Source organism: Agrobacterium sp. LMR679 (assembly GCF_027157905.1).
GTDB lineage: Bacteria > Pseudomonadota > Alphaproteobacteria > Rhizobiales > Rhizobiaceae > Agrobacterium > Agrobacterium leguminum.
In genome coordinates this window covers 1863680-1882841 of the sequence record NZ_JAPVOJ010000002.1, presented here as the reverse complement: position 1 = coordinate 1882841, position 19162 = coordinate 1863680, and the positions used below count along the sequence as shown (strand labels likewise).

Annotated in this window: 20 protein-coding genes; 5 read left to right on the top strand and 15 right to left on the bottom strand. The window is 60.6% G+C overall.

The features are described 5' to 3' along the window. The first annotated feature begins 37 nt into the window (after positions 1–37). Complete coding sequence (locus tag O3W47_RS19800) at positions 38–637, top strand: GNAT family N-acetyltransferase (protein WP_269314438.1); 600 nt, start codon at positions 38–40, stop codon at positions 635–637. Further along, positions 634–3549 carry a sensor domain-containing phosphodiesterase gene (locus O3W47_RS19795; RefSeq protein ID WP_269314437.1) on the top strand — a complete coding sequence of 972 codons (2916 nt, stop codon included), beginning with the start codon at positions 634–636 and terminating at the stop codon, positions 3547–3549. Before O3W47_RS19800 ends, O3W47_RS19795 begins: the two co-directional genes overlap by 4 nt. 252 nt (positions 3550–3801) lie before the next feature. Here O3W47_RS19795 and O3W47_RS19790 read toward each other — a convergent pair whose 3' ends face one another. The 3 genes from O3W47_RS19790 to O3W47_RS19780 form a co-directional block, all read right to left on the bottom strand. After that, the gene (locus tag O3W47_RS19790) at positions 3802–4908 is read right to left on the bottom strand and encodes a zinc-binding metallopeptidase family protein (RefSeq protein ID WP_269314436.1); all 1107 of its coding nucleotides are present in this window, start codon (positions 4906–4908) and stop codon (positions 3802–3804) included. Between the two features lie 433 nt (positions 4909–5341). Next, positions 5342–5533, bottom strand: coding sequence for a CsbD family protein (locus tag O3W47_RS19785; RefSeq protein WP_003521119.1), 192 nt, complete (start codon positions 5531–5533; stop codon positions 5342–5344). A gap of 108 nt (positions 5534–5641) precedes the next feature. Continuing rightward, on the bottom strand, positions 5642–6247 hold the full coding sequence (locus O3W47_RS19780; protein ID WP_003521117.1) for a YqgE/AlgH family protein: 606 nt from the start codon (positions 6245–6247) through the stop codon (positions 5642–5644). 160 nt (positions 6248–6407) lie between these two features. Between O3W47_RS19780 and O3W47_RS19775 the strand changes: the two genes are divergently transcribed. Both O3W47_RS19775 and O3W47_RS19770 read left to right on the top strand, forming a co-directional pair. Then, positions 6408–7256, top strand: a complete 849-nt coding sequence (locus tag O3W47_RS19775) for a protein-disulfide reductase DsbD domain-containing protein (RefSeq protein ID WP_137003003.1) — start codon at positions 6408–6410, stop codon at positions 7254–7256. A 199-nt stretch (positions 7257–7455) separates the two neighbouring features. Then, the gene (locus O3W47_RS19770) at positions 7456–7941 is read left to right on the top strand and encodes a peroxiredoxin (protein ID WP_003521115.1); all 486 of its coding nucleotides are present in this window, start codon (positions 7456–7458) and stop codon (positions 7939–7941) included. 147 nt (positions 7942–8088) lie between these two features. Here the strand turns inward: O3W47_RS19770 and O3W47_RS19765 are convergent, their stop codons facing one another. The 12 genes from O3W47_RS19765 to coxB all read right to left on the bottom strand — a co-directional run bounded on the left by O3W47_RS19765 (position 8089) and on the right by coxB (position 18170). Then, positions 8089–8397 carry a Dabb family protein gene (locus tag O3W47_RS19765; protein ID WP_269314435.1) on the bottom strand — a complete coding sequence of 103 codons (309 nt, stop codon included), beginning with the start codon at positions 8395–8397 and terminating at the stop codon, positions 8089–8091. Between the two features lie 135 nt (positions 8398–8532). Beyond that, positions 8533–8973, bottom strand: a complete 441-nt coding sequence (gene rnhA, locus O3W47_RS19760; protein ID WP_065654308.1) for a ribonuclease HI — start codon at positions 8971–8973, stop codon at positions 8533–8535. Beyond that, positions 8970–9938 carry a homoserine kinase gene (locus tag O3W47_RS19755; RefSeq protein WP_125144717.1) on the bottom strand — a complete coding sequence of 323 codons (969 nt, stop codon included), beginning with the start codon at positions 9936–9938 and terminating at the stop codon, positions 8970–8972. The genes rnhA and O3W47_RS19755 overlap by 4 nt, the downstream gene beginning before the upstream one ends. Before the next feature lie 92 nt (positions 9939–10030). Continuing rightward, entirely contained in the window at positions 10031–11077 is a 1047-nt protein-coding gene (gene ispH / locus O3W47_RS19750) for a 4-hydroxy-3-methylbut-2-enyl diphosphate reductase (protein WP_003521111.1), read from the bottom strand. 77 nt (positions 11078–11154) lie between these two features. Further along, positions 11155–11889: an SURF1 family protein gene (locus tag O3W47_RS19745; RefSeq protein WP_269314861.1), complete on the bottom strand. Its 735-nt coding sequence runs from the start codon at positions 11887–11889 to the stop codon at positions 11155–11157. Positions 11890–11899: 10 nt separating this feature from the next. Further along, positions 11900–12286, bottom strand: coding sequence for a DUF983 domain-containing protein (locus O3W47_RS19740; protein ID WP_003521108.1), 387 nt, complete (start codon positions 12284–12286; stop codon positions 11900–11902). A gap of 248 nt (positions 12287–12534) precedes the next feature. After that, complete coding sequence (locus tag O3W47_RS19735) at positions 12535–13410, bottom strand: cytochrome c oxidase subunit 3 (RefSeq protein WP_080817490.1); 876 nt, start codon at positions 13408–13410, stop codon at positions 12535–12537. Positions 13411–13471: 61 nt separating this feature from the next. Further along, positions 13472–14089, bottom strand: coding sequence for a cytochrome c oxidase assembly protein (locus tag O3W47_RS19730; RefSeq protein WP_003521106.1), 618 nt, complete (start codon positions 14087–14089; stop codon positions 13472–13474). A 29-nt stretch (positions 14090–14118) separates the two neighbouring features. After that, entirely contained in the window at positions 14119–14250 is a 132-nt protein-coding gene (locus O3W47_RS19725) for a hypothetical protein (protein WP_269314434.1), read from the bottom strand. After that, a complete protein-coding gene (gene cyoE, locus O3W47_RS19720; RefSeq protein WP_003521104.1) occupies positions 14250–15203 on the bottom strand; it encodes a heme o synthase in 954 nt (317 codons plus the stop codon). The genes O3W47_RS19725 and cyoE overlap by 1 nt, the downstream gene beginning before the upstream one ends. Positions 15204–15589: 386 nt before the next feature. Continuing rightward, complete coding sequence (gene ctaD / locus O3W47_RS19715; RefSeq protein ID WP_003521103.1) at positions 15590–17290, bottom strand: cytochrome c oxidase subunit I; 1701 nt, start codon at positions 17288–17290, stop codon at positions 15590–15592. 16 nt (positions 17291–17306) lie between these two features. Beyond that, entirely contained in the window at positions 17307–18170 is an 864-nt protein-coding gene (gene coxB, locus O3W47_RS19710; RefSeq protein WP_080817491.1) for a cytochrome c oxidase subunit II, read from the bottom strand. A gap of 443 nt (positions 18171–18613) precedes the next feature. Here coxB and O3W47_RS19705 point away from each other — a divergent pair, with 443 nt between their 5' ends. Further along, positions 18614–19138 (top strand): invasion associated locus B family protein, encoded by a 525-nt coding sequence (locus O3W47_RS19705; protein ID WP_003521101.1) that lies wholly within the window; start codon positions 18614–18616, stop codon positions 19136–19138. The last annotated feature ends 24 nt before the right edge of the window (positions 19139–19162 follow it).

Genomic DNA, 19162 nt, shown 5'->3' with positions numbered 1-19162 from the left:
CTCGCGGATGGCGATGTCTGCCGCACAGGGATCGTGAATGCTGCGTTTTCTTTCCCGACATAGCGACACGCCAGAACTGCGCAGCGCCAATCACCTTCTCAGACTGCCGCGCTACGGTGATTTCAAGCAATGGCACGTGCTGCGCTCCGAAAGCCGGCAGTTTCTCCAGCCCTGGGAGCCGACCTGGCGGCCGGACGAGCTGACGGAAGGCGCCTTCCGCATGCGCGTGGTGCGCAACGGCCAGGAATTTTCCTCCGGCACCGCCGTTTCCTTCCTGCTATTCGAGAAAGAGACGCTGCTGGTCGGTGGTATCACCATCGGCTACATCCGCCGGGGTGCGGCGCAAAGCTGCATGATCGGCTACTGGATCGGCGAGCGCTACGCCGCCCAAGGCCATATGTCTGCCGCATTAAAATTGGTAATACCATACATCTTTAACGGACTTCAGTTGCACCGTATCGAGGCAGCCTGTATTCCGGAAAACTTCAAAAGCATCCGGCTTCTCGAAAATGCCGGGTTCCAGCGGGAAGGCCTCCTGCGGGAATATCTGAAAATCAATGGCCAATGGCGGGATCATATGATGTTTTCCCTTCTTGCCGACAAGCAAAGCTCCGGCGGAACGAAGTACGATACATGACCTATAATCACACTGCGCCTTGCCTTGCGAAACGTCTGGCGGCAATCGCGCTGGCTGCGCCGTTTTTCCTGCTTTTCCTGCTTTTCTCTTCCTATTCCTACGCCTTCGAGCCGGTGAAGATTTCCCGTGACGACACGGCGCTCGACCTGACGGCCACCACCGATATCTATGCCAACCAGGGCGAAGCCTTTCAGGTCTCGACCGCGCCCGGCCCCGATGGCATTCGCCGCCGTATCGAAGTGCGCGCCAGCTCCACCGACCATCAGGGCGACTGGGCGGTTTTCGCACTTGCCAACGTTTCGGAAGAACAGCTGGAGCGCGTCATCGTCGCGCCGCATTTCCGCCTCGTGAATTCCAAGCTGTTCTGGCCCGATCTCGGCTCGCAGCGCATCATGGCGATCACGCCGAGTGAGGGCTTTGCGCTTGACCGGCAGCCGAGCCCTGACGCCGACGTGTTCCGCATCACCCTCAATCCCGGCTCCGTCATCACCTTCGTCGCCGAGCTTTCCACACCGCAGCTGCCGCAGCTTTATCTGTGGGAACCGGAGGCCTACAAGGACACGATCAACGCGTTTACGCTCTATCGCGGCATCGTGCTTGGCATTGCCGGCCTGCTCGCCGTGCTTCTGACCATCCTGTTCGTGGTCAAGGGAACCTCCGTTCTGCCGGCCTCGGCCGCGCTCGCATGGGCGGTGCTCGCCTATATATGCGTGGATTTCGGTTTCCTTGAAAAGCTCATCACCGTCACCTCAAGCGATCAGCGAATATGGAGGGCGGGCGCGGAAGTCGCGCTCGCCTCCAGCTTCGTGGTCTTCCTGTTCACCTATCTCAATCTCAACCGATGGCATGCGCATCTGGGTTATGCGACCTTTGCCTGGGTGGTGGGTCTGGCGCTGCTGTTCGGTGTGGCGATCTACGATCCCTCGGTCGCCTCCGGCATTGCCCGCGTGTCCTTCGCGCTCACCGCAACGGTCGGCATCGCGCTTATCGTCTATCTCGGTTTCAACAAATATGACCGGGCCATTTTGCTGGTTCCCTCCTGGGCGCTTATCCTCGTCTGGCTGTTCGGCAGCTGGCTGACGGTGACGGGACAACTGGACAACGACATCGTGCAGCCGGCGCTCGGCGGCGGGCTGGTACTGATCGTGCTTCTGATCGGCTTCACCGTTATCCAGCACGCCTTTGCCGGCAGCGCCTATCAGCAGGGTCTCTTCTCCGATCTCGAGCGGCAATCGCTGGCGCTGACGGGCAGCGGCGATACGGTCTGGGACTGGGATGTGACGCGCGACCGCATCGTCACCACGCCCGATATTTCCAACCGGCTGGGGCTGGAACCCGGCGCCATGCACGGTGCGGCACGCAACTGGCTGCCGCGCCTGCACCCTGACGATCGCGACCGGTTCAAGGCGACGCTCGACGTGCTGCTCGACCACCGCAAAGGCCGCCTCAACCACGAGTTCCGTATTCGCGCTGAGGATGGCCATTTCCACTGGCTGCAAATCCGCGCGCGGCCTGTGCTTGGCTCGAACGGCGAAATCATCCGCTGCGTCGGCACCATCACCGATATTACCGAGCAGAGGAACTCCGTCGAGCGACTGCTTCAGGATGCGATGAACGACAATCTGACCGGGCTTCCGAACCGGCAGGTCTTCCTTGATCGCCTGCAATCGATCCTCAATCTCTCGCCCGATAGCGAGGGCGTGCGTCCGACCGTGATGGCGATCGATATCGACCGTTACAAGCTGGTCAACGATACGCTCGGCATTGCTGCCGGTGACAACATCCTCATTGCGCTGACCCGTCGTCTGCGCCGTCTTTTGAAACCGCAGGATACGCTGGCGCGTCTTGGCGGCGATGAGTTCGGCCTGATCCTGACCTCGGAGCGCGATCCGCAGCGTGTGGCGGATTTCGCCGACGCGGTGAACAAGGCGATCATGGTGCCGATCAATTTCGCCAACCGCGAAATCATCCTCACCGCTTCCATCGGCCTCGTTTCGTGGATCGACCAGCAGGAAAGTGCGGCCGGTCTGCTCAGCGATGCGGAGCTTGCCATGTACCGCGCCAAGCGCGCTGGCGGCAATCGCGTCGAGCCCTTCCGCCCCGCCTTCCGCACGTCGGGCACCGACCGGCTGCAGATGGAGAGCGACCTTCGCCGCGCCATCGAGCGCAAGGAGCTGTCGCTGGCCTACCAGCCGATCGTCAAGCTCGACGATGGCGAGCTGGCCGGTTTCGAAGCGCTGATGCGGTGGGAGCACCCCAAACGCGGCAATATTCCGCCGAGCGAGTTCATTCCGATTGCGGAGGCCTCCGGCCTGATCGAGCCGCTCGGCATGTTCGCGCTGGAACGGGCTGCGACCGATCTGATGGACTGGCAACACGCCATCGAGAAGATGCCGATCTTCATTTCCGTCAATATTTCCAGCGCGCAATTGCTGAACAACGAATTGTACAATGACGTGCGCGGCATGCTGACCCGCACGCGCTGCAATCCGCAGCAGCTGAAGCTGGAACTGACGGAATCCGTGGTTATGGAGAACCCCGAACAGGCGCGGCTGGTGCTTTCCAAGCTCAAGGAAACGGGCTTGAGCCTCGCCATGGACGATTTCGGCACGGGCTATTCGTCGCTCGCCTATCTCACCCGCTTCCCCTTCGACACCATCAAGCTCGACAAGGCGCTGGTGGCCAATACCAGCGACAAGCGCAACGTCCTGCTGCGCTCCGTCATCGCCATGGCGCGGGCGCTCGACATGCAGGTGGTGGCGGAAGGCATAGAAACGCCCGAGGATGCGGCCGAACTGGCGCGCATGAACTGCCATTTCGGCCAGAGCTTCCTGTTCGGCACGCCGGTTTCGGGCGATGCGGCGCTCAAGCTCCTGCGGGAACGCTTCCAGCCGACGAAGCGAGCTTCGTGAGGGATATCGGGACACATGGAAGCGAGGGGCGCAGCGATGCTCCTCTCCTCGAAGGTCAGACTGTTCCTCTTGACGAAAAACCCCGTTCCGTCATTCCCGCCTTGAGCCGGAATCCAGTCAACGGGCGTCTGCCCGGCGGAAAGGCTCCCTTCAGCCCAAGGACTTGGGCTGGCTGGATACCGGCTCAAGGCCGGTATGACGGGAGAAGAAAACCGCGCTTCCTCTGATCAGGACACTCCGCCTGCCGCACATTCACTGCACTACCGCATTCTGCTCGGCCATCGGCGACTCATCCGCCGCCACCTTCCCATGCAGCAGGTCATGAATGAACTCCATCTTCGCCACCACCGGCGGCGTCAGCACGAAGGGATAGAGGTCCGCCTCCCCCATGCTGCGCTGGATGGAATTGATGGCGACACTGAGCGGAATCCACGCCTTGACCAGCTGCGCGGCGCTGCGGGCTTTGTAAGGATCAAACGTCACCTCGGCCGCCATCTCCTCATGTCCGTCCGGATCGATTGCGACGCCGAAGGCGCGGGCGGTCTCCAGCGTATCGACGATATGCAGGTAATGGGCGAAACATTCGGCGAAATCTTCCCACGGGTGGACTGAGGCGTAAGAGCTTATGAAGCTTTCCTGCCAGTCGGGACGCGGTCCCTCTTCGTAATTGCGTTGCAACGCGGCGCCATAATCCTCGCTGTCGTCGCCGAAGACGGCGCGGCAGGCCTGCAGGCGGTTCTCATCCCGCACCAGCTTGTTCCAGATGAAGTGACCCACCTCGTGGCGGAAATGGCCGAGCATGGTGCGGTACGGCTCGTTCATGTTGGCGCGGACCTGCTCGCGGGTGACATCGTCGGCTTCCGCGGCGCGGATGGCGATCAGGCCCTCATCGTGACCGGTCATGGCGGGAATGACGGAACCATCAGGCGCCACCTCGTCCACCAGAAAGTCGAAGACGAGGCCGCCAGCCGGATCGGCATCGCGATTGGGATGCGGCAGGCCGAGCCGCAGGATCGAATAAAACAGATGCCGCTGCGCCTGGCTGATGCGACGCCATTGGGCGATGCCCTCATCCGTCGCGATATCCGGCACCAGACGGTTGTGGCTGCAGGCCGGGCAGAAGGCGCTGTCGCTTTGCGCCGGCACTGACCAGTTGCAGATATCGTTCACTTCATTGGCACAAAACCGCACCTGTTTTTGCGGGTCCGCGACGATCTGCCAGTTCGGCTCACCCGCAGGCGCCAGCGCCTCCATGGAAAGCCGCTCCGGCACGAAGGCCAGACGATGACCGCAGGAAACGCAGAAACGATTGTCGAAATGGACCGGCTGGCCGCAGGATGCGCAGGAAAAAAGCTTCATCGATGAAACCCTTGCGATGGATCGGGTGGATGGAGGAAACATACGATGCCAACATGCACCGTAGACGACAGCTGAAAATCATTGACGCTCATGCGCTCCGGGCTTACCCCCTCTGCCCTGCCGGGCATCTCCCCCTCAAGGGGGGAGATCGGCAAGACGCTCTTCCACCACTCCATTCTCAAGCATTGAGATGGGCGAGACCTCGCCTCAGGTCGATCTCCCCCCTTGAGGGGGAGATGTCCGGCAGGACAGAGGGGGGTAAGCCCGGAGCGCAGGAGCACCAATGATTGGCAACGGTCGCCTGCGGTGGCCACTATGAAGGGCGTAACAGGCGGCCGCCTTCGGAACATCCCAGACGACAGGAGCGCATGTGCGGCCAACACATGCGCTCCGAAGCGCCGCATCGAAAGAGGCGCGAGACCGTCAGGCGAGATTACATGCGGTCGACGGCGCCCTTGACGGCGTCTTTCGCCTTGCCAACGCTGGTCTGTACCTTGCCCTTGGCTTCCTGGGCAGCACCCTTGGCGCGCAATTCATTATTGCCCGTCGCTTCGCCGACGTTCTTCTTCACTTTGCCAGCAACTTCATTGGCTTTACCGGCGATCTTGTCAGATGTGCTACCCATAATACTACTCCCTCGTTGAGCCGTACTGTCTGTCCGGCTTTCCGGGTGAGTAACGTCAGGGCTCAGGATTTGGTTCCAGCCAAAACGGGCGGGAATATGCACGGGGGCTCAGGCGTGCCCGGCATCGGTGGAGAGCATGCGCGCATCGACGCCCATGAGCGCCAGCGCCCGCTCGTATTTATTGTCCAGCCCGCGGTCGAAAATCAGCTCTTCCGCAGCGGGGCAATTCAGCCAGCCATTATTGGCGATCTCGTTTTCCAGCTGGCCCGGACCCCAGCCGGCATAACCGAGCATCATCGTCGCCCTTTGCGGGCCGCGGCCGTTGGAGATCGCGCGAACGATATCGAGCGTTGCCGTCAGCGAAATGTCATCGCTGACCGGAATGCTGGATTCGCTTAGATAATCATCCGAATGCAGCACGAAACCCCGGCCGGATTCCACCGGGCCGCCGCACTGGATCGGAAATTCGCGGGTCCGGTTGGGCAGCATGATGGCGTCGTTGCTGTCCACCAGTTTCAGGTGCAGCAGAATATCGGTGAAGGTGATCTGCTGCGGGCGGTTGATGATGAAGCCCATGGCGCCGGCATCCGAATGGGCGCAGATATATATCACCGAACGGGCAAAATTGCCGTCGTCCAGCCCCGGCATCGCGATAAGGAACTGACCATCGAGAAAGCCACGTTCGCGTTTGTCCATCAGGGTTGAAAAGCTCACCGGCGCCTCCAGCAGACCGCATTCCGTCGTTTAACGGAAACGGCGTTCGCACTTCGACAAAGGACAGGATGCGGCATCGCGCCCGATCAATCAACCGAAAATGATGAACCGCACGAATTCGTAACTGGTCCGCCGGGCGATGTTGGGTTAGACGGAAAGCATGAGCGCCAGAATATTCTTTCGATTTTCACATTTCCGTTTTGCAGCGGCATTTGCCGCCCTACTTGGCGGTGCTGAAGCCGCCCGGGCCGAGATTACCGACTGGGCGAGAAGCGAAGGCGGCCAGATGCGCGTGGCGAGCCTTGCCATGGATGCCGACGGCGTGGTGCGCGGCGTGCTGCAGATCGAGCCGAAGGACGGCTGGATCACCTATTGGCGCGAACCGGGCGAAGCAGGGATACCGCCGCAGATCACGCCCGATCCGGCAAGCGGCGCGGCGCTCACCACCATGGCCTATCCGGTTCCGAAGCTGATCGAAAACGGCGACATCACCGATATCGGCTATGACCACGCCGTCAGCCTTCCGTTCCAGCTGAAAGCCGCCGACCCGGCGGCAGGCGGGAAGATCGATCTCACCGCCTTTATCGGCGTGTGCCAGAATATCTGCATTCCCTTCGAGGCGAAGTTTTCAATCGAGCGCGGTAATGCGGGCGATGACGACCGCGAGGAACGGCGATTGCTAGAGGAGGCGCGCGAAACGCTGCCCGAGGCGGCATCCGACGATTTCAAGGTGATCGATTTCCACATCACACCCGACAAGACCATGCTCGGCGTGCAATTGCAGCTTCCGGAAAACGCGCCGAAGGAAACCGAAATCTTCATCGCCGGTCCCTCGGGCTTTGCCTATTACGAGCCGCAGAACCTGGTGCGCGACAAGCGCAAGCTCTCCTTCTACATGAACATCAAGGGCCTGCCGAAAACCTATCAGGTGCAGGGCAATAGCTGGCCTATCCTGGTCAAATCCGGCGATCGGGCCATGGAAACGATGCTGAATTTCCCGAAACCCTGAGCAGCGTTTCTGCGCTGGAAATTAGCTCGAAAACCGCATGGCAGATTTCATTTCCGTGCTCCGCATCCTGTCAGCTTCACTCTGAATCTGACAGGATGCGGACGCCTTGTTTTCGTTTGTCTTCCCGGGAAAACCGGGTTCCACTTTTCCCTGCCAAACTCTATAGTCGCGCGAACCAAACGGCTACAGGAGCACGGACATGACCATCAAGATCGGCGAAAAACTGCCTTCCGCAACCTTCAAGGAAAAGACGGCCGACGGCCCGGTGGAAACCACCACGGACGCGCTTTTCGGCGGCAAGAAGGTGGTTCTCTTCGCCGTTCCCGGCGCCTTCACCCCCACCTGCTCGCTGAACCACCTGCCGGGTTATCTCGAAAACCGCGACACCATTCTTTCCAAGGGCGTTGACGATATCGCCGTTGTCGCCGTCAACGACTGGCACGTGATGGGCGCATGGGCGCAATCCTCCGGCGGTCAGGGCAAAATCCACTTCCTCGCCGACTGGGACGCCGCCTTCACCAAGGCGCTCGGCCTCGACGCCGATCTTTCCGCCGGCGGCCTCGGCGTGCGCTCCAAGCGTTATTCGATGCTGGTGGAAGACGGCGTGGTGAAGTCGCTCAACGTGGAAGAGAACCCCGGCCAGGCGACGGTCTCTGCCGCTGCGGCGATGATCGAGCAGCTTTGACGTTAAGAAGAAGGCCTCTTGGCCCTAGATAAGACGTCATCCTCGGCCCTGTGCCGAGGATCTAACCACGTCCAATTCAATCGAGACGTTGCAGATGCTCGGGACAAGCCCGAGCATGACGGAAGAGAGCGACGAGAAGCCGCTCTCTCAAACATTCATATCGAACACCAGAAGCCCGGCCAGACCGCCATCGGTGAGCGACACGAGACGTTCCCCCACTTCCATGTGCTTGGGATGGGCGAGATAGTCGTCGCGGGCCTCGGGGCTTTCCAGCGTCACGATGAAACCGTCGACAAAACCGCCATTCAGCCCCTCGGGTGAGACATTCTGGCCGTATTTCACATCGATGATGCCGGGTATCGCATCCTTCAGGGCGGCAATCGCCTCGAATATTGCGTGTTTTTCAGAAGCGGCCGTTGCAGCCTTGAAGCGTAGAAATACACAATGCAGGATCATCCGGATTTCTCTCCTCCGTTGAGCGCTACCGGAGCGCCCCTTGACGACAAGATAGGTCGGGTTTCGGTTTTCACAACCCCCGATAACGGGGTCGCCGGCTCGGATTTGCCCGGCCTGAAATAGAGCAGGCTTCCATTACCGCCGTTTGAAGGGCTCCATGCCCTTTCGCGCCAATTCGTCGGCGCGTTCGTTTTCCGGGTGGCCGGCATGGCCCTTGACCCAGTGCAAGGTAACCTTATGGCGCTGCTGCGCCGCTTCCAGCGCCTGCCATAGTTCAACATTCTTGACCGGCTTGTTATCGGCGGTTTTCCAGCCCTTCTTTTTCCAGCCGAAAATCCACTTGGTGATGCCGTCCTTCACATAGGCGCTGTCGGTATAAAGATCGACCTCGCAGGGGCTTTTCAGCGCATTGAGCGCCGAAATCGCCGCCATCAATTCCATGCGGTTATTGGTGGTCTCGGCCTCGCCGCCCAAGAGTTCCTTCTCCACCTCACCGTAACGCAGCACGGCGCCCCAGCCGCCGGGGCCGGGATTGCCGGAGCAGGCGCCATCGGTGAAAATGTCGACATGTTTCATTCGCCCGCCAGCCCATATTCGGCAACAGTGGCGATGGAACGGTGGAACCGCAGTTTGCGCAGATATTCCAGCGGGTCTTTCTTCACCACCAGCGCGCCTTCCGGCGTCGTCAGCCAGTCATAAAGGCGGGTGAGGAAGAAACGCAGCGCCGAACCGCGCGCCAGAAGCGGCAGGGCCTCAAGCTCCGCTGCGCTCAATGGGCGCACCGACTGGTAACCTTCCAGCAGCGCCTTGCCCTTGGTGACGTTGTAAGCGCCATCCTTTTCGAAGCACCAGGCATTGAGGCAGATCGACACGTCATAAGCCAGCAGGTCATTGCAGGCGAAATAAAAATCGATCAGGCCGGACAGTTCATCGCCAAGGAAGAACACATTGTCCTGGAACAGATCCGCATGGATGACTCCGGCCGGCAAATCTTTCGGCCAATGGGCGGCGAGATAATCGATTTCCGGGCGAATCTCGTCTTTCAGACCCTTCTCCACCTCGTCGGCTCGCGCTTCGGACTTGTCCCAAAGCACCTTCCAGCCTTCGACGGAAAGCGCGTTCGGCCGCTTGATTTCGAAGCCTTCACCCGCCAGATGCATGGCGGCCAGCGCCTTGCCGACTTCACGGCAATGTTTCGCTTCCGGCTTTCTCAGCCACATGCCCTCGAGAAAGGAAATGAGCGCCGCCGGCCGGCCCGATAGCTCTCCCAGCAACTCGCCATCCTTGCGCGGCAGCGGCAGGGGGCAGGACAGGCCCTTGGCGGCCAGATGCTGCATGAGGCCGAGGAAGAAGGGCAGATCGGATTTCTCCACGCGCTTTTCATAAAGCGTGAGAATCAGCGGATCCTTGGTGGTATGCAGCAGGAAATTGGAGTTTTCGACGCCTTCGGCAATGCCCTTGTAGGAGGTGAGGCTGCCGACGTCATATTGCGTGAGGAAATTCCTCAGATCATCTTCGGTGATGTCCGTATAAACTGCCAATTTCAAATCTCTTGATGAAGGATGGAGTGGAAATCTCGGGTGGAGATGACGCAGGTGGGACGGAAACCGCCCGCATTCAGCGCCATGCCGCTTCAGATGCCGGCGGCGGTTTTCGGCGGCAGCGCATCATTGGCGTTGCCGTTCACGAAAGCCATGTCGTCCGTCGTCAGCTCGATGCTGCGCAGCTCGCGATTGACGAGGAAATGTTCCGTTTCCTCCACCGTCACGGCGAGATCGAGCGTCGTATCGAAACGCGCCTTGAAGGCTTCGATGATCTCATCGACGATGACCTCCGGCGCGGATGCGCCGGCCGAAAGGCCGACGGTGCGGATATCGCCGATTTCATTCCAGTCGATTTCCGAGGCCCGCTGCACCAGCACGGAGCGCTGTGCACCGGCCCGCAGAGCCACTTCCACAAGCCGCTTGGAATTGGAGGAATTGGGGGCGCCAACGACGATGAAGAGGTCGCAGCCGGGGGCCGCCTGCTTCACCGCATCCTGCCGGTTGGTGGTTGCGTAACAGATGCTGTCGGCGGCGGGCGCCTGAATGGCCGGGAAACGTTCCTGCAGCCTGGCGATGACGCCGGCCGTGTCATCGACCGAAAGTGTCGTCTGGGTGACGAAGCCGAGATTTTCGCGGTCCGCCGGTTCATAGCGCCCGGCATCTTCCACCGTCTCGATCAGCGAGACCGTTCCTTCCGGAAGCTGGCCCATGGTGCCGATGACCTCGGGGTGGCCGGCATGGCCAATCAGCACCACATGGCGGCCAAGGCGCTGGTGGCGCATGGCCTGCTTGTGGACCTTGGAGACCAGCGGGCAAGTGGCATCGAGATAGAACAGATTACGCGCCTGCGCATCCTCCGGCACGGATTTCGGCACGCCGTGGGCCGAGAAAACCACCGGCTGCTCGCGGTGCTCGGCCGGAATTTCATGCAGTTCCTCGACGAAAACCGCGCCCTTGGCTTCCAGCCCTTCCACCACATAACGGTTATGCACGATTTCGTGGCGGACATAGACGGGTGCGCCATAGGCCTTCAGCGCCAGCACGACGATCTGGATCGCCCGGTCCACGCCCGCGCAAAAGCCGCGCGGTCCGCACAGCCTTATCGTCAAAGGGGGTTTGGAAACGGCGATGTTCATTCCAGCTCCTTGGCCTGCTGCTTGGGCCGTGCTTCATGGCCTTGCCCGACAAGCTGCCTTACCGGACGGGCTGCGCTTTATTCACCCTGCGCCTTACCGTTCCGGAAATAGGCAAAACCGGCGACGATGACAAGGGCCGCCGCCAACCCATACCACGTTATCGCATATTGCAGGTGATTGTTGGGCAAATCTATCAACGTCACGCCGCCCTGCGGCCAGCCGCCCGGGTTAGGCGCGTTGTCAGCATCCACGAAGAGATGGACCAGCCGGTCGGGCGGGATATCGGCGCTGGAGGCCATGGCCGCCAGATCCTTCCAGTAGAAGATGTTTTTGGCGATATCGTTATCGGGCAGCAGCGAGGACGGTTTGGCAACCAGCGGCGCGCGCGAAAGCCCGGTGATCGTTACCTCGCCGGCAACCTGTCCGTCGGGCCGTTTAGCCGGTTCCTTCATCTCGAAGGGCACGAAGCCGCGATTGACGAAGAGAATGCGGCCATCGGCGAGTGTCAGCGGCGTATAGATGTAATAGCCGGTTTGCCCCTGATGGGTGGCGAAGAAATGCCGCTCGCGGGCATGATCGAAGGTGCCGGAAAGGATGACCGTGCGATATTCGATATCACCGCCGCTTTTCGCGATCGCCTCTATGTCGGAGAGCGGCACCGGGCTCGCGCTCCGCCGCTCCTCGATATCGGCAATCAGCGCCTCTTTCCAGTAGAGACGCTTCACCTGCCAGGTGCCAAGCCCGAGAAGAATGGCAAGCGCCAGCAGCACAAGCGGCGCGGCGAACCAGACCCGCCTTTCCGCCGCCTTCATGTGGGAAACGTCATTCACGATCAAGCCTGCCTTCGCTTGCATTGTTGCGGTATTGCAGCGCAATCATGATCCCTTTCAGCTTGCGCAGCAGCACGAGGGAGACAATCACCGTAAACGGCAACCACAGCATGACATGCACCCAGACCGGCGGCGCAAAACGCTGATCGAACCAGAGCGCCAGCCCGACGACCAGAAAACCGACGATCAGCATGACGAAAACCGCCGGGCCGTCGCCCGCATCGGCAAAACCATAATCCAGTCCGCAGGCGCTGCAGGCGGGTTTTATGGTCAGAAAGCCGTCGAACAGCCGTCCGTTGCCGCAGCGCGGGCAGCAGCCTTTCAAGCCCACCTTGATGGGATCGACCGGCGCGAAATTGCCGTTTGATGGTTCAGACATGACGACCTCCCGCTTCCGCCTGCAAACCGCCCTGTTGGAGAGGGTTCAGGCACGAGGGCAGCAACCGCTGCCCGTGAAGTGTCGACGGAGGCCTAATCTCCCTCCTCCGTCATCCCCGGGCTTGACCCGAGGATTTGCACACTACCGATCTGGATTCCCGGGTTGAGCCCGGGAATGGCGCCGGGCGTGCGGGAAGCTCGCCCTGGACATCAGGGCGGCGACTTGCCGCCCCTCCATTATCGGTGCAATCAGCCGTGCAGCGGCGCACCCCAGCCACCCCAGATATAGATGGCGAAGAACAGGAACAGCCAGACGACGTCAACGAAGTGCCAGTACCAGGCAGCCGCTTCGAAACCGAAATGCTGCTGGGGCGTGAAACCGCCGCCAATGGCGCGGAACAGGCACACCAGCAGGAAGACCGTGCCGACGAAGACGTGGAAACCGTGGAAACCGGTGGCCATGAAGAAGGTCGCGCCGTAGATCGAATTCTTGAAGTCGAAAGGCGCGTGCATGTATTCGTAAACCTGCACGGTGGAGAACAGGACGCCGAGCGCGACAGTGAGCAACAGACCGGTGATCAGGCCCTTGCGGTCATTGTGCAGCAGGGCATGGTGCGCCCAGGTGACGCAGGTGCCCGACAGAAGCAGGATGACGGTGTTGTAGAGCGGCAGGTGCCAGGGATCGATCACCTCGATGCCCTTGGGCGGCCATTGCCCGCCGGTATATTCGAGGCGCGACGCCTGAATGGCCTCGTGCGGGAAGAGGCTGGCATCGAAATAGGCCCAGAACCACGCCACGAAGAACATCACCTCCGAGGCGATGAACATGATCATGCCGTAACGCAGGTGAAGCGAGACGACGCGGGTGTGATTGCCCTCATGAGCTTCCTTGATCGTGTCGGACCACCATGCGTACATGGTGTAAAGCACGATGACGAGGCCGATATAGAACAGCCAGGGATTGGCCAGTTCCGCGCCGAACAGCTTGAAGGAGCCGCCCGACAGGTAACGCATGTAACAGACGCCGCCGAAGGTCAGGATGAAGGCGCCGATCGAGGCCAGAAGCGGCCAGGGGCTTGGATCGATGATGTGGTAGTCGTGGTTCTTTTGATGCGTATCTGCCATTGCGACAATCCCCGAATGTCTCTTCCCTGATCCGGCCTTAGATAAAAGGCCAGATCTCCTCTCACAATTTGCTTTCGCCAGATGAAGTCTTTACCGGCAAGGACGCAACCGGTTTTTCGGTTTTGGCCGGATAAAACGTATAGGACAGCGTTAAAGTATGAATGCTCTTGGTTTCGCGCGCCGTGGCGATGTCAGGATCGACGAAGAATACCACCGGCATCTCCAGCGTTTCACCCGGCTGCAGCGTCGTTTCGGTGAAGCAGAAGCACTCCACCTTGTTGAAATAGGCGCCCGCTTCCATCGGCGTGACGTTGAAGACCGCCGTGCCCGTGGTCGCCACGGGTGAACGGTTCGTCGCCTTGAATGTCACCTGCACCGTTTCGCCGATCTTCGGCGTGACCTTTTTGTCGACCGGCTGGAAATCCCAGTTGAGGCCGTTCGAGGTGTTGGCGTCGAAGGTGACGTTGATGGTCTTGTCGAGGATGACGTCGGAATATTGCTCGACGCGCTGGGTGGTGCCGTTATAGCCGGTGACGCGGCAGAACAGCGTATAAAGCGGCACGGCGGCATAGGCCATGCCGATCATGGCGCAGAAAAACACGAGACAAAGCACGAGGATGGAGCGATTGCTCACCCGCTGCCTGCCGGTCCCTGCCGTCTGCGCTTCCATATTCGCCATCTCCTCCTCCTCTCCCCTCAATCAGCGCGTCAGTGCGAGCCGATCTTGATGATGGTGATGATGTAGAACAGCACCACCAGGGCGGCGAGCAAAACGCCGAGCGCGATGTTGCGCCCGCGTCTCGATTTTTTCTGCGCCGCGCTCAGTTCCACCGTTTCCATCACAGGACTCCCGACATGACGGCCTTCAGGGCCGGCGCGAAATGATCGGCCAGAAGGCCGGAGAAAATCGCAAAAAGGTAAAGCACCGAATAGGCGAACATCTTCTTGGCCGGCAGCATCTTCTCGTCGCCCTCAGGCATCCGCCGGACATCGAGCGAACAGTAGACGAAGATCGCGCTCAGAACGGCTGCGAAAATGCCGTAGCCGGCGCTCGCAAGGCCGGTGAAATAAGGTGCGACGGCCGCAGCCGCGGTCAGCACCGCATAAACGATCATCTGGTTCTTGGTCGAGCGTTCGCCGACCACGTTCGGCATCATCGGAATGCCGACGGCGCCGTAATCGCGCATCTTGAACAGCGCCAGCGCCCAGAAATGCGCCGGTGTCCACAGGAAGATGATGAGGAACAGGATGATGCTGTCCAGCGACACGCCGCCGGTGACGCAGGCCCAGCCGAGCATGGGCGGGAAAGCGCCGGCGGCGCCGCCGATGACGATGTTCTGCGGCGTCGAGCGTTTCAGCCACATCGTATAGATGACGGCGTAAAAGAAGATAGTGAAGGCGAGCAGGCCGGCCGAGAACCAGTTGACCGCAAGGCCGAGAATGACCACCGAAAAGGCCGAAAGCGTCAGCCCGAAGGCCAGCGCCTCGCGCGGCGCGATACGGCCGGACGGGATCGGCCGCCGGGCGGTCCGGCTCATCACGGCGTCGATATCGGCATCGTACCACATGTTGAGCGCACCGGATGCGCCGGCGCCGACGGCGATGCAGAGAATGGCGATAATGCCGAGCACCGGGTTGATTTCACCCGGCGCCAGCACGAGACCCGCAAAGGCCGTGAAGACGACGAGCGACATGACGCGCGGCTTCAGCAATTCGAAATAATCGCGCGCGCCGGCTTCCGAAAGTTCGGAGCCCTTCACGCCCAGCATGTCGCGATTGTCGATAATGCTCATTTCCTGTCCTGTTTCCTTCGAACGCCGCGTGAAGCGACGTCCCCTGCACCGGCCCGAAAACGAATGTGATTTCCGGCATGCTCGATGCGTCAATTCATGGGCCCCGAACGTCCTGGCATAAGCGGCGCCGGGCAAAACCGATGCCATTTTCCGGCTTTTCGCCGCACCCTGCCGCCATTCGTCTGCGCTTGCATTTCATAAAGGCCAGATTTGGCATTTATCACGTCCGGGGCATGTATCACGTCGGACGGCAGGCATCGCTTGGACAAAATGTCACGCGGCAGGAGAGACTGCCCGTTCGGGAAACGGCACGGACCGAACCGCGCCGTCCCTCATTTTCAGCGCCCGGAATTTGCGAGCCCTGCCCGCGCCTTCCGGCCCGCGCATCAGCGAATGCGCGGCAGCTGTTCCCACTGGTGGTAGGGCGGCGGCGAAGACAGCTGCCATTCGAGCGTCGTCGCACCTTCACCCCAGGGGTTGTTGCCGGCGATCCGCTTCTTTGCGAAGGCTTCCCAGACGCAGAAGAGGAAGATCAGCACGCCGACGGCCGAGATGTAGGAACCGTAGGAGGATACCATGTTCCAGCCGGCATAGGCATCGGGATAATCGATATAGCGGCGCGGCATGCCGGCAAGACCGAGGAAGTGCTGCGGGAAGAACACGAGGTTCACGCCCACGAACATGACCCAGAAATGCAGCTTGCCGAGGAACTCGCTGTACATGTAGCCGGTGATCTTCGGGAACCAGTAATACCAGCCGGCAAAGATCGCGAAGACAGCGCCGAGCGACAGAACGTAGTGGAAGTGCGCCACCACGTAATAGGTGTCGTGCAGCGAACGGTCGAGACCGGCATTGGCGAGCTGGACGCCGGTGACGCCGCCGACCGTGAACAGGAAGATGAAGCCGATCGCCCAGACCATCGGGGTCGAGAAGGTCAGCGAACCGCCCCACATCGTCGCGATCCACGAGAATATCTTGATACCCGTCGGCACCGCGATGACCATGGTGGCGAAGACGAAGTAACGCTGCGCTTCGAGCGACAGGCCGACCGTGTACATGTGGTGGGCCCAGACGATGAAGCCGACGGCGCCGATGGCGACCATGGCATAGGCCATGCCGAGGTAACCGAAGACCGGCTTCTTGGAGAAGGTGGACACGATGTGGCTGATGATGCCGAAACCGGGCAGGATCAGGATGTAGACTTCCGGATGGCCGAAGAACCAGAACAGGTGCTGGTAAAGGATCGGGTCACCACCGCCTTCCGGCGAGAAGAATGCCGTGCCGAAGTTGCGGTCGGTCAGAAGCATGGTGATGCCACCCGCCAGAACCGGCAGCGAAAGCAGCAGCAGGAATGCGGTGACGAGGACCGACCAGGCGAAGAGCGGCATCTTGTGCAGCGTCATGCCCGGGGCGCGCATGTTGAGGATGGTGGTGATGAAGTTGATCGCACCGAGGATCGACGACGCGCCCGAAACGTGCAGCGCGAAGATCGCCAGATCCACCGCCGGTCCCGGCATGCCGCTGGTCGATAGAGGCGGATACATGGTCCAGCCGCCACCGACACCGTAGGCGCCCGCAGGGCCCTCGACGAAGAGCGAGAGAATGAGAAGGATGAAAGCCGGAACGATCAGCCAGAAGGAGATGTTGTTCAGGCGCGGGAAAGCCATGTCCGGAGCGCCGATCATGATCGGGATCATCCAGTTGGCGAAGCCGCCGATCAGCGCCGGCATGACCATGAAGAAGATCATGATCAGCGCGTGCGCGGTGGTGAACACGTTGAACATGTGCTTGCCGCCATCGATGGCGGCGTCGCCCTCGAAGCCGTAGACCATGGACGCCAGACCGTGGAAGATCTGGATGCCCGGCTCCTGAAGCTCCATGCGCATGACGACGGAAAGCCCGCCGCCGACGATGCCGGCGATGATCGCGAAGATCAGGTAGAGCGTGCCGATGTCCTTGTGGTTGGTCGACAGGAACCAGCGGGCGAAGAAGCCCGGCGTATGGGAATGATGCGCATCATGCGAGTGATCGTCATGTGCGGAATGACCATGCGAGTGATGATCGTCGTGTGCGGAAGGTCCAGCCATTGTCCTCACTCCAGAGTCAGTTGGTTTCGTTGGCGGCAACGTCGACGGTGCGCGGAGCGCCATCGACAGAGGCCATCAGCGCCCGGTTCGCGCCGCTCAGGTCAGAGGCGGCGGCGGTGAGCCAGGTGTTGTACTGCTGTTCGGAAACCACCCGAATGGCGATCGGCATGAAGGCATGGTCCTTGCCGCAAAGCTCGGAACACTGACCGTAATAAAGGCCCTCTTTTTCCGCCTTGAACCAGGTTTCGTTCAGGCGGCCGGGAACGGCGTCGATCTTGACGCCGAAAGCCGGCATGGCGAAGGAATGGATCACATCCGTCGGCGCGGCGGTGACGAGCAGGCGAACGGTCTTGCCGACCGGAACCACCATTTCATTGTCTACCGCCAGAAGACGCGGATAACGGGCCCTGTCTTCCTTGCCTGCGGCGGCGCGATCCTGGTCCTTCAGCATGTAGCTGTCGAAGGAGAGCGGCTCGGCGCCTTCGGCGGCCGTATATTCATAGCTCCACAGCCATTGCGTGGCGGTCGCCTTCAGCGTCACGTCGGGGTTTTCCGGCTGCGTGAGCTGCGCGTTCAAGAGATTGAACGACGGGAAAGCAAGGAACAGGAGAATAAGAACCGGCGCCAGCGTCCAGACCACCTCGATCGCCGTGTTATGGCTGGTCTTGGAAGCCACCGGATTTTTCGCGGCGCGGAATTTCAGGGCGACGATGATGAGCAGCGCAAGAACGAAAAGCGTGACCGGAACAATGAACCAGAGCGTATAATGTTCGAACCAGCGTATTTCGTGCATGATCGGCGTGGCGGCCTCCTGCATGCCCATTTGCCAATGCACCGGCTGATCGGCGTGGGCGCCGACAGCCGTGAGCAGACAGGTCATCCCCGCCAGTGCTGCGTAAATCCTATTCGTCACGGTACCCTCTCCCTCACGCGTCTGATCTAGATCAATCACAGACGCAGAATCCATGCTTATGGTACTAACTTCAAACCACAGTTTGTCCTCTGCCGCAATATGCGTCGGGACACGGATGCGCCCCAATTTTGCCATTGGTCAATCCACGGCGACTTTCTCTCACCCCATGTCTCACCGGACCGGCAGAACGCGGTTTCAAACAGCCCAAATGCGACAAAGCCCCTTCTCACAGCCGGTCTTGCCGCCAGTTTCATCGCCGGATAATGAATGTCGCGCCGGGCAAATCAGACGCCCATACCGGAAGACAGGTCCTATTTCCGCCCAACTCCGCTGGAATTGAAGGCCTGAGGCTTTTTTTTCCGGATTATGGCGTCAAAATAGCCGCACTGATTCGAATCCCAGAGGTATCCATGCGTCTTTCCCCGCTCGCGCGCACTTTTCTTGCCGCCGCCGGTCTTGCCATCATCGCTCCCGCCGCTGCGGCGCTGGCGCAACAGCAGCCGCCCGGCACGCCGAAGTCGACGCACGGAGCATGGTCTGTCATCTGCGACAAGCCGGCGGGCGCTTCCGAAGAACAATGCGCGCTGATGCAGAACGTGATCGCCGATGACCGCCCGGAAGTTGGGCTTTCGGTGGTGGTGCTGAAGACGGCCGACCGCAAGTCGCGCATCCTGCGCATCCTCGCGCCGCTCGGCGTGCTTTTGAAGGATGGCATGGAGCTTTATATCGACAATAATAATATCGGCCGCGCCTATTTCACCCGCTGCTTCTCCGAAGGCTGCTATGTGGAAGTGGATATCGACGACGAGCTGCTGAAGGTTCTGCGCGCCGGCAAGAATGCGGTTTTCGCGCTGCGCGAAGCCGTGGATCAGGATCGCGTCGGCATTCCGATCGAACTTTCCGGCTTTGCCGAGGGCTACGACGCGCTTCCTTAAAGCCTGCCATTGCCAGACAGCCTT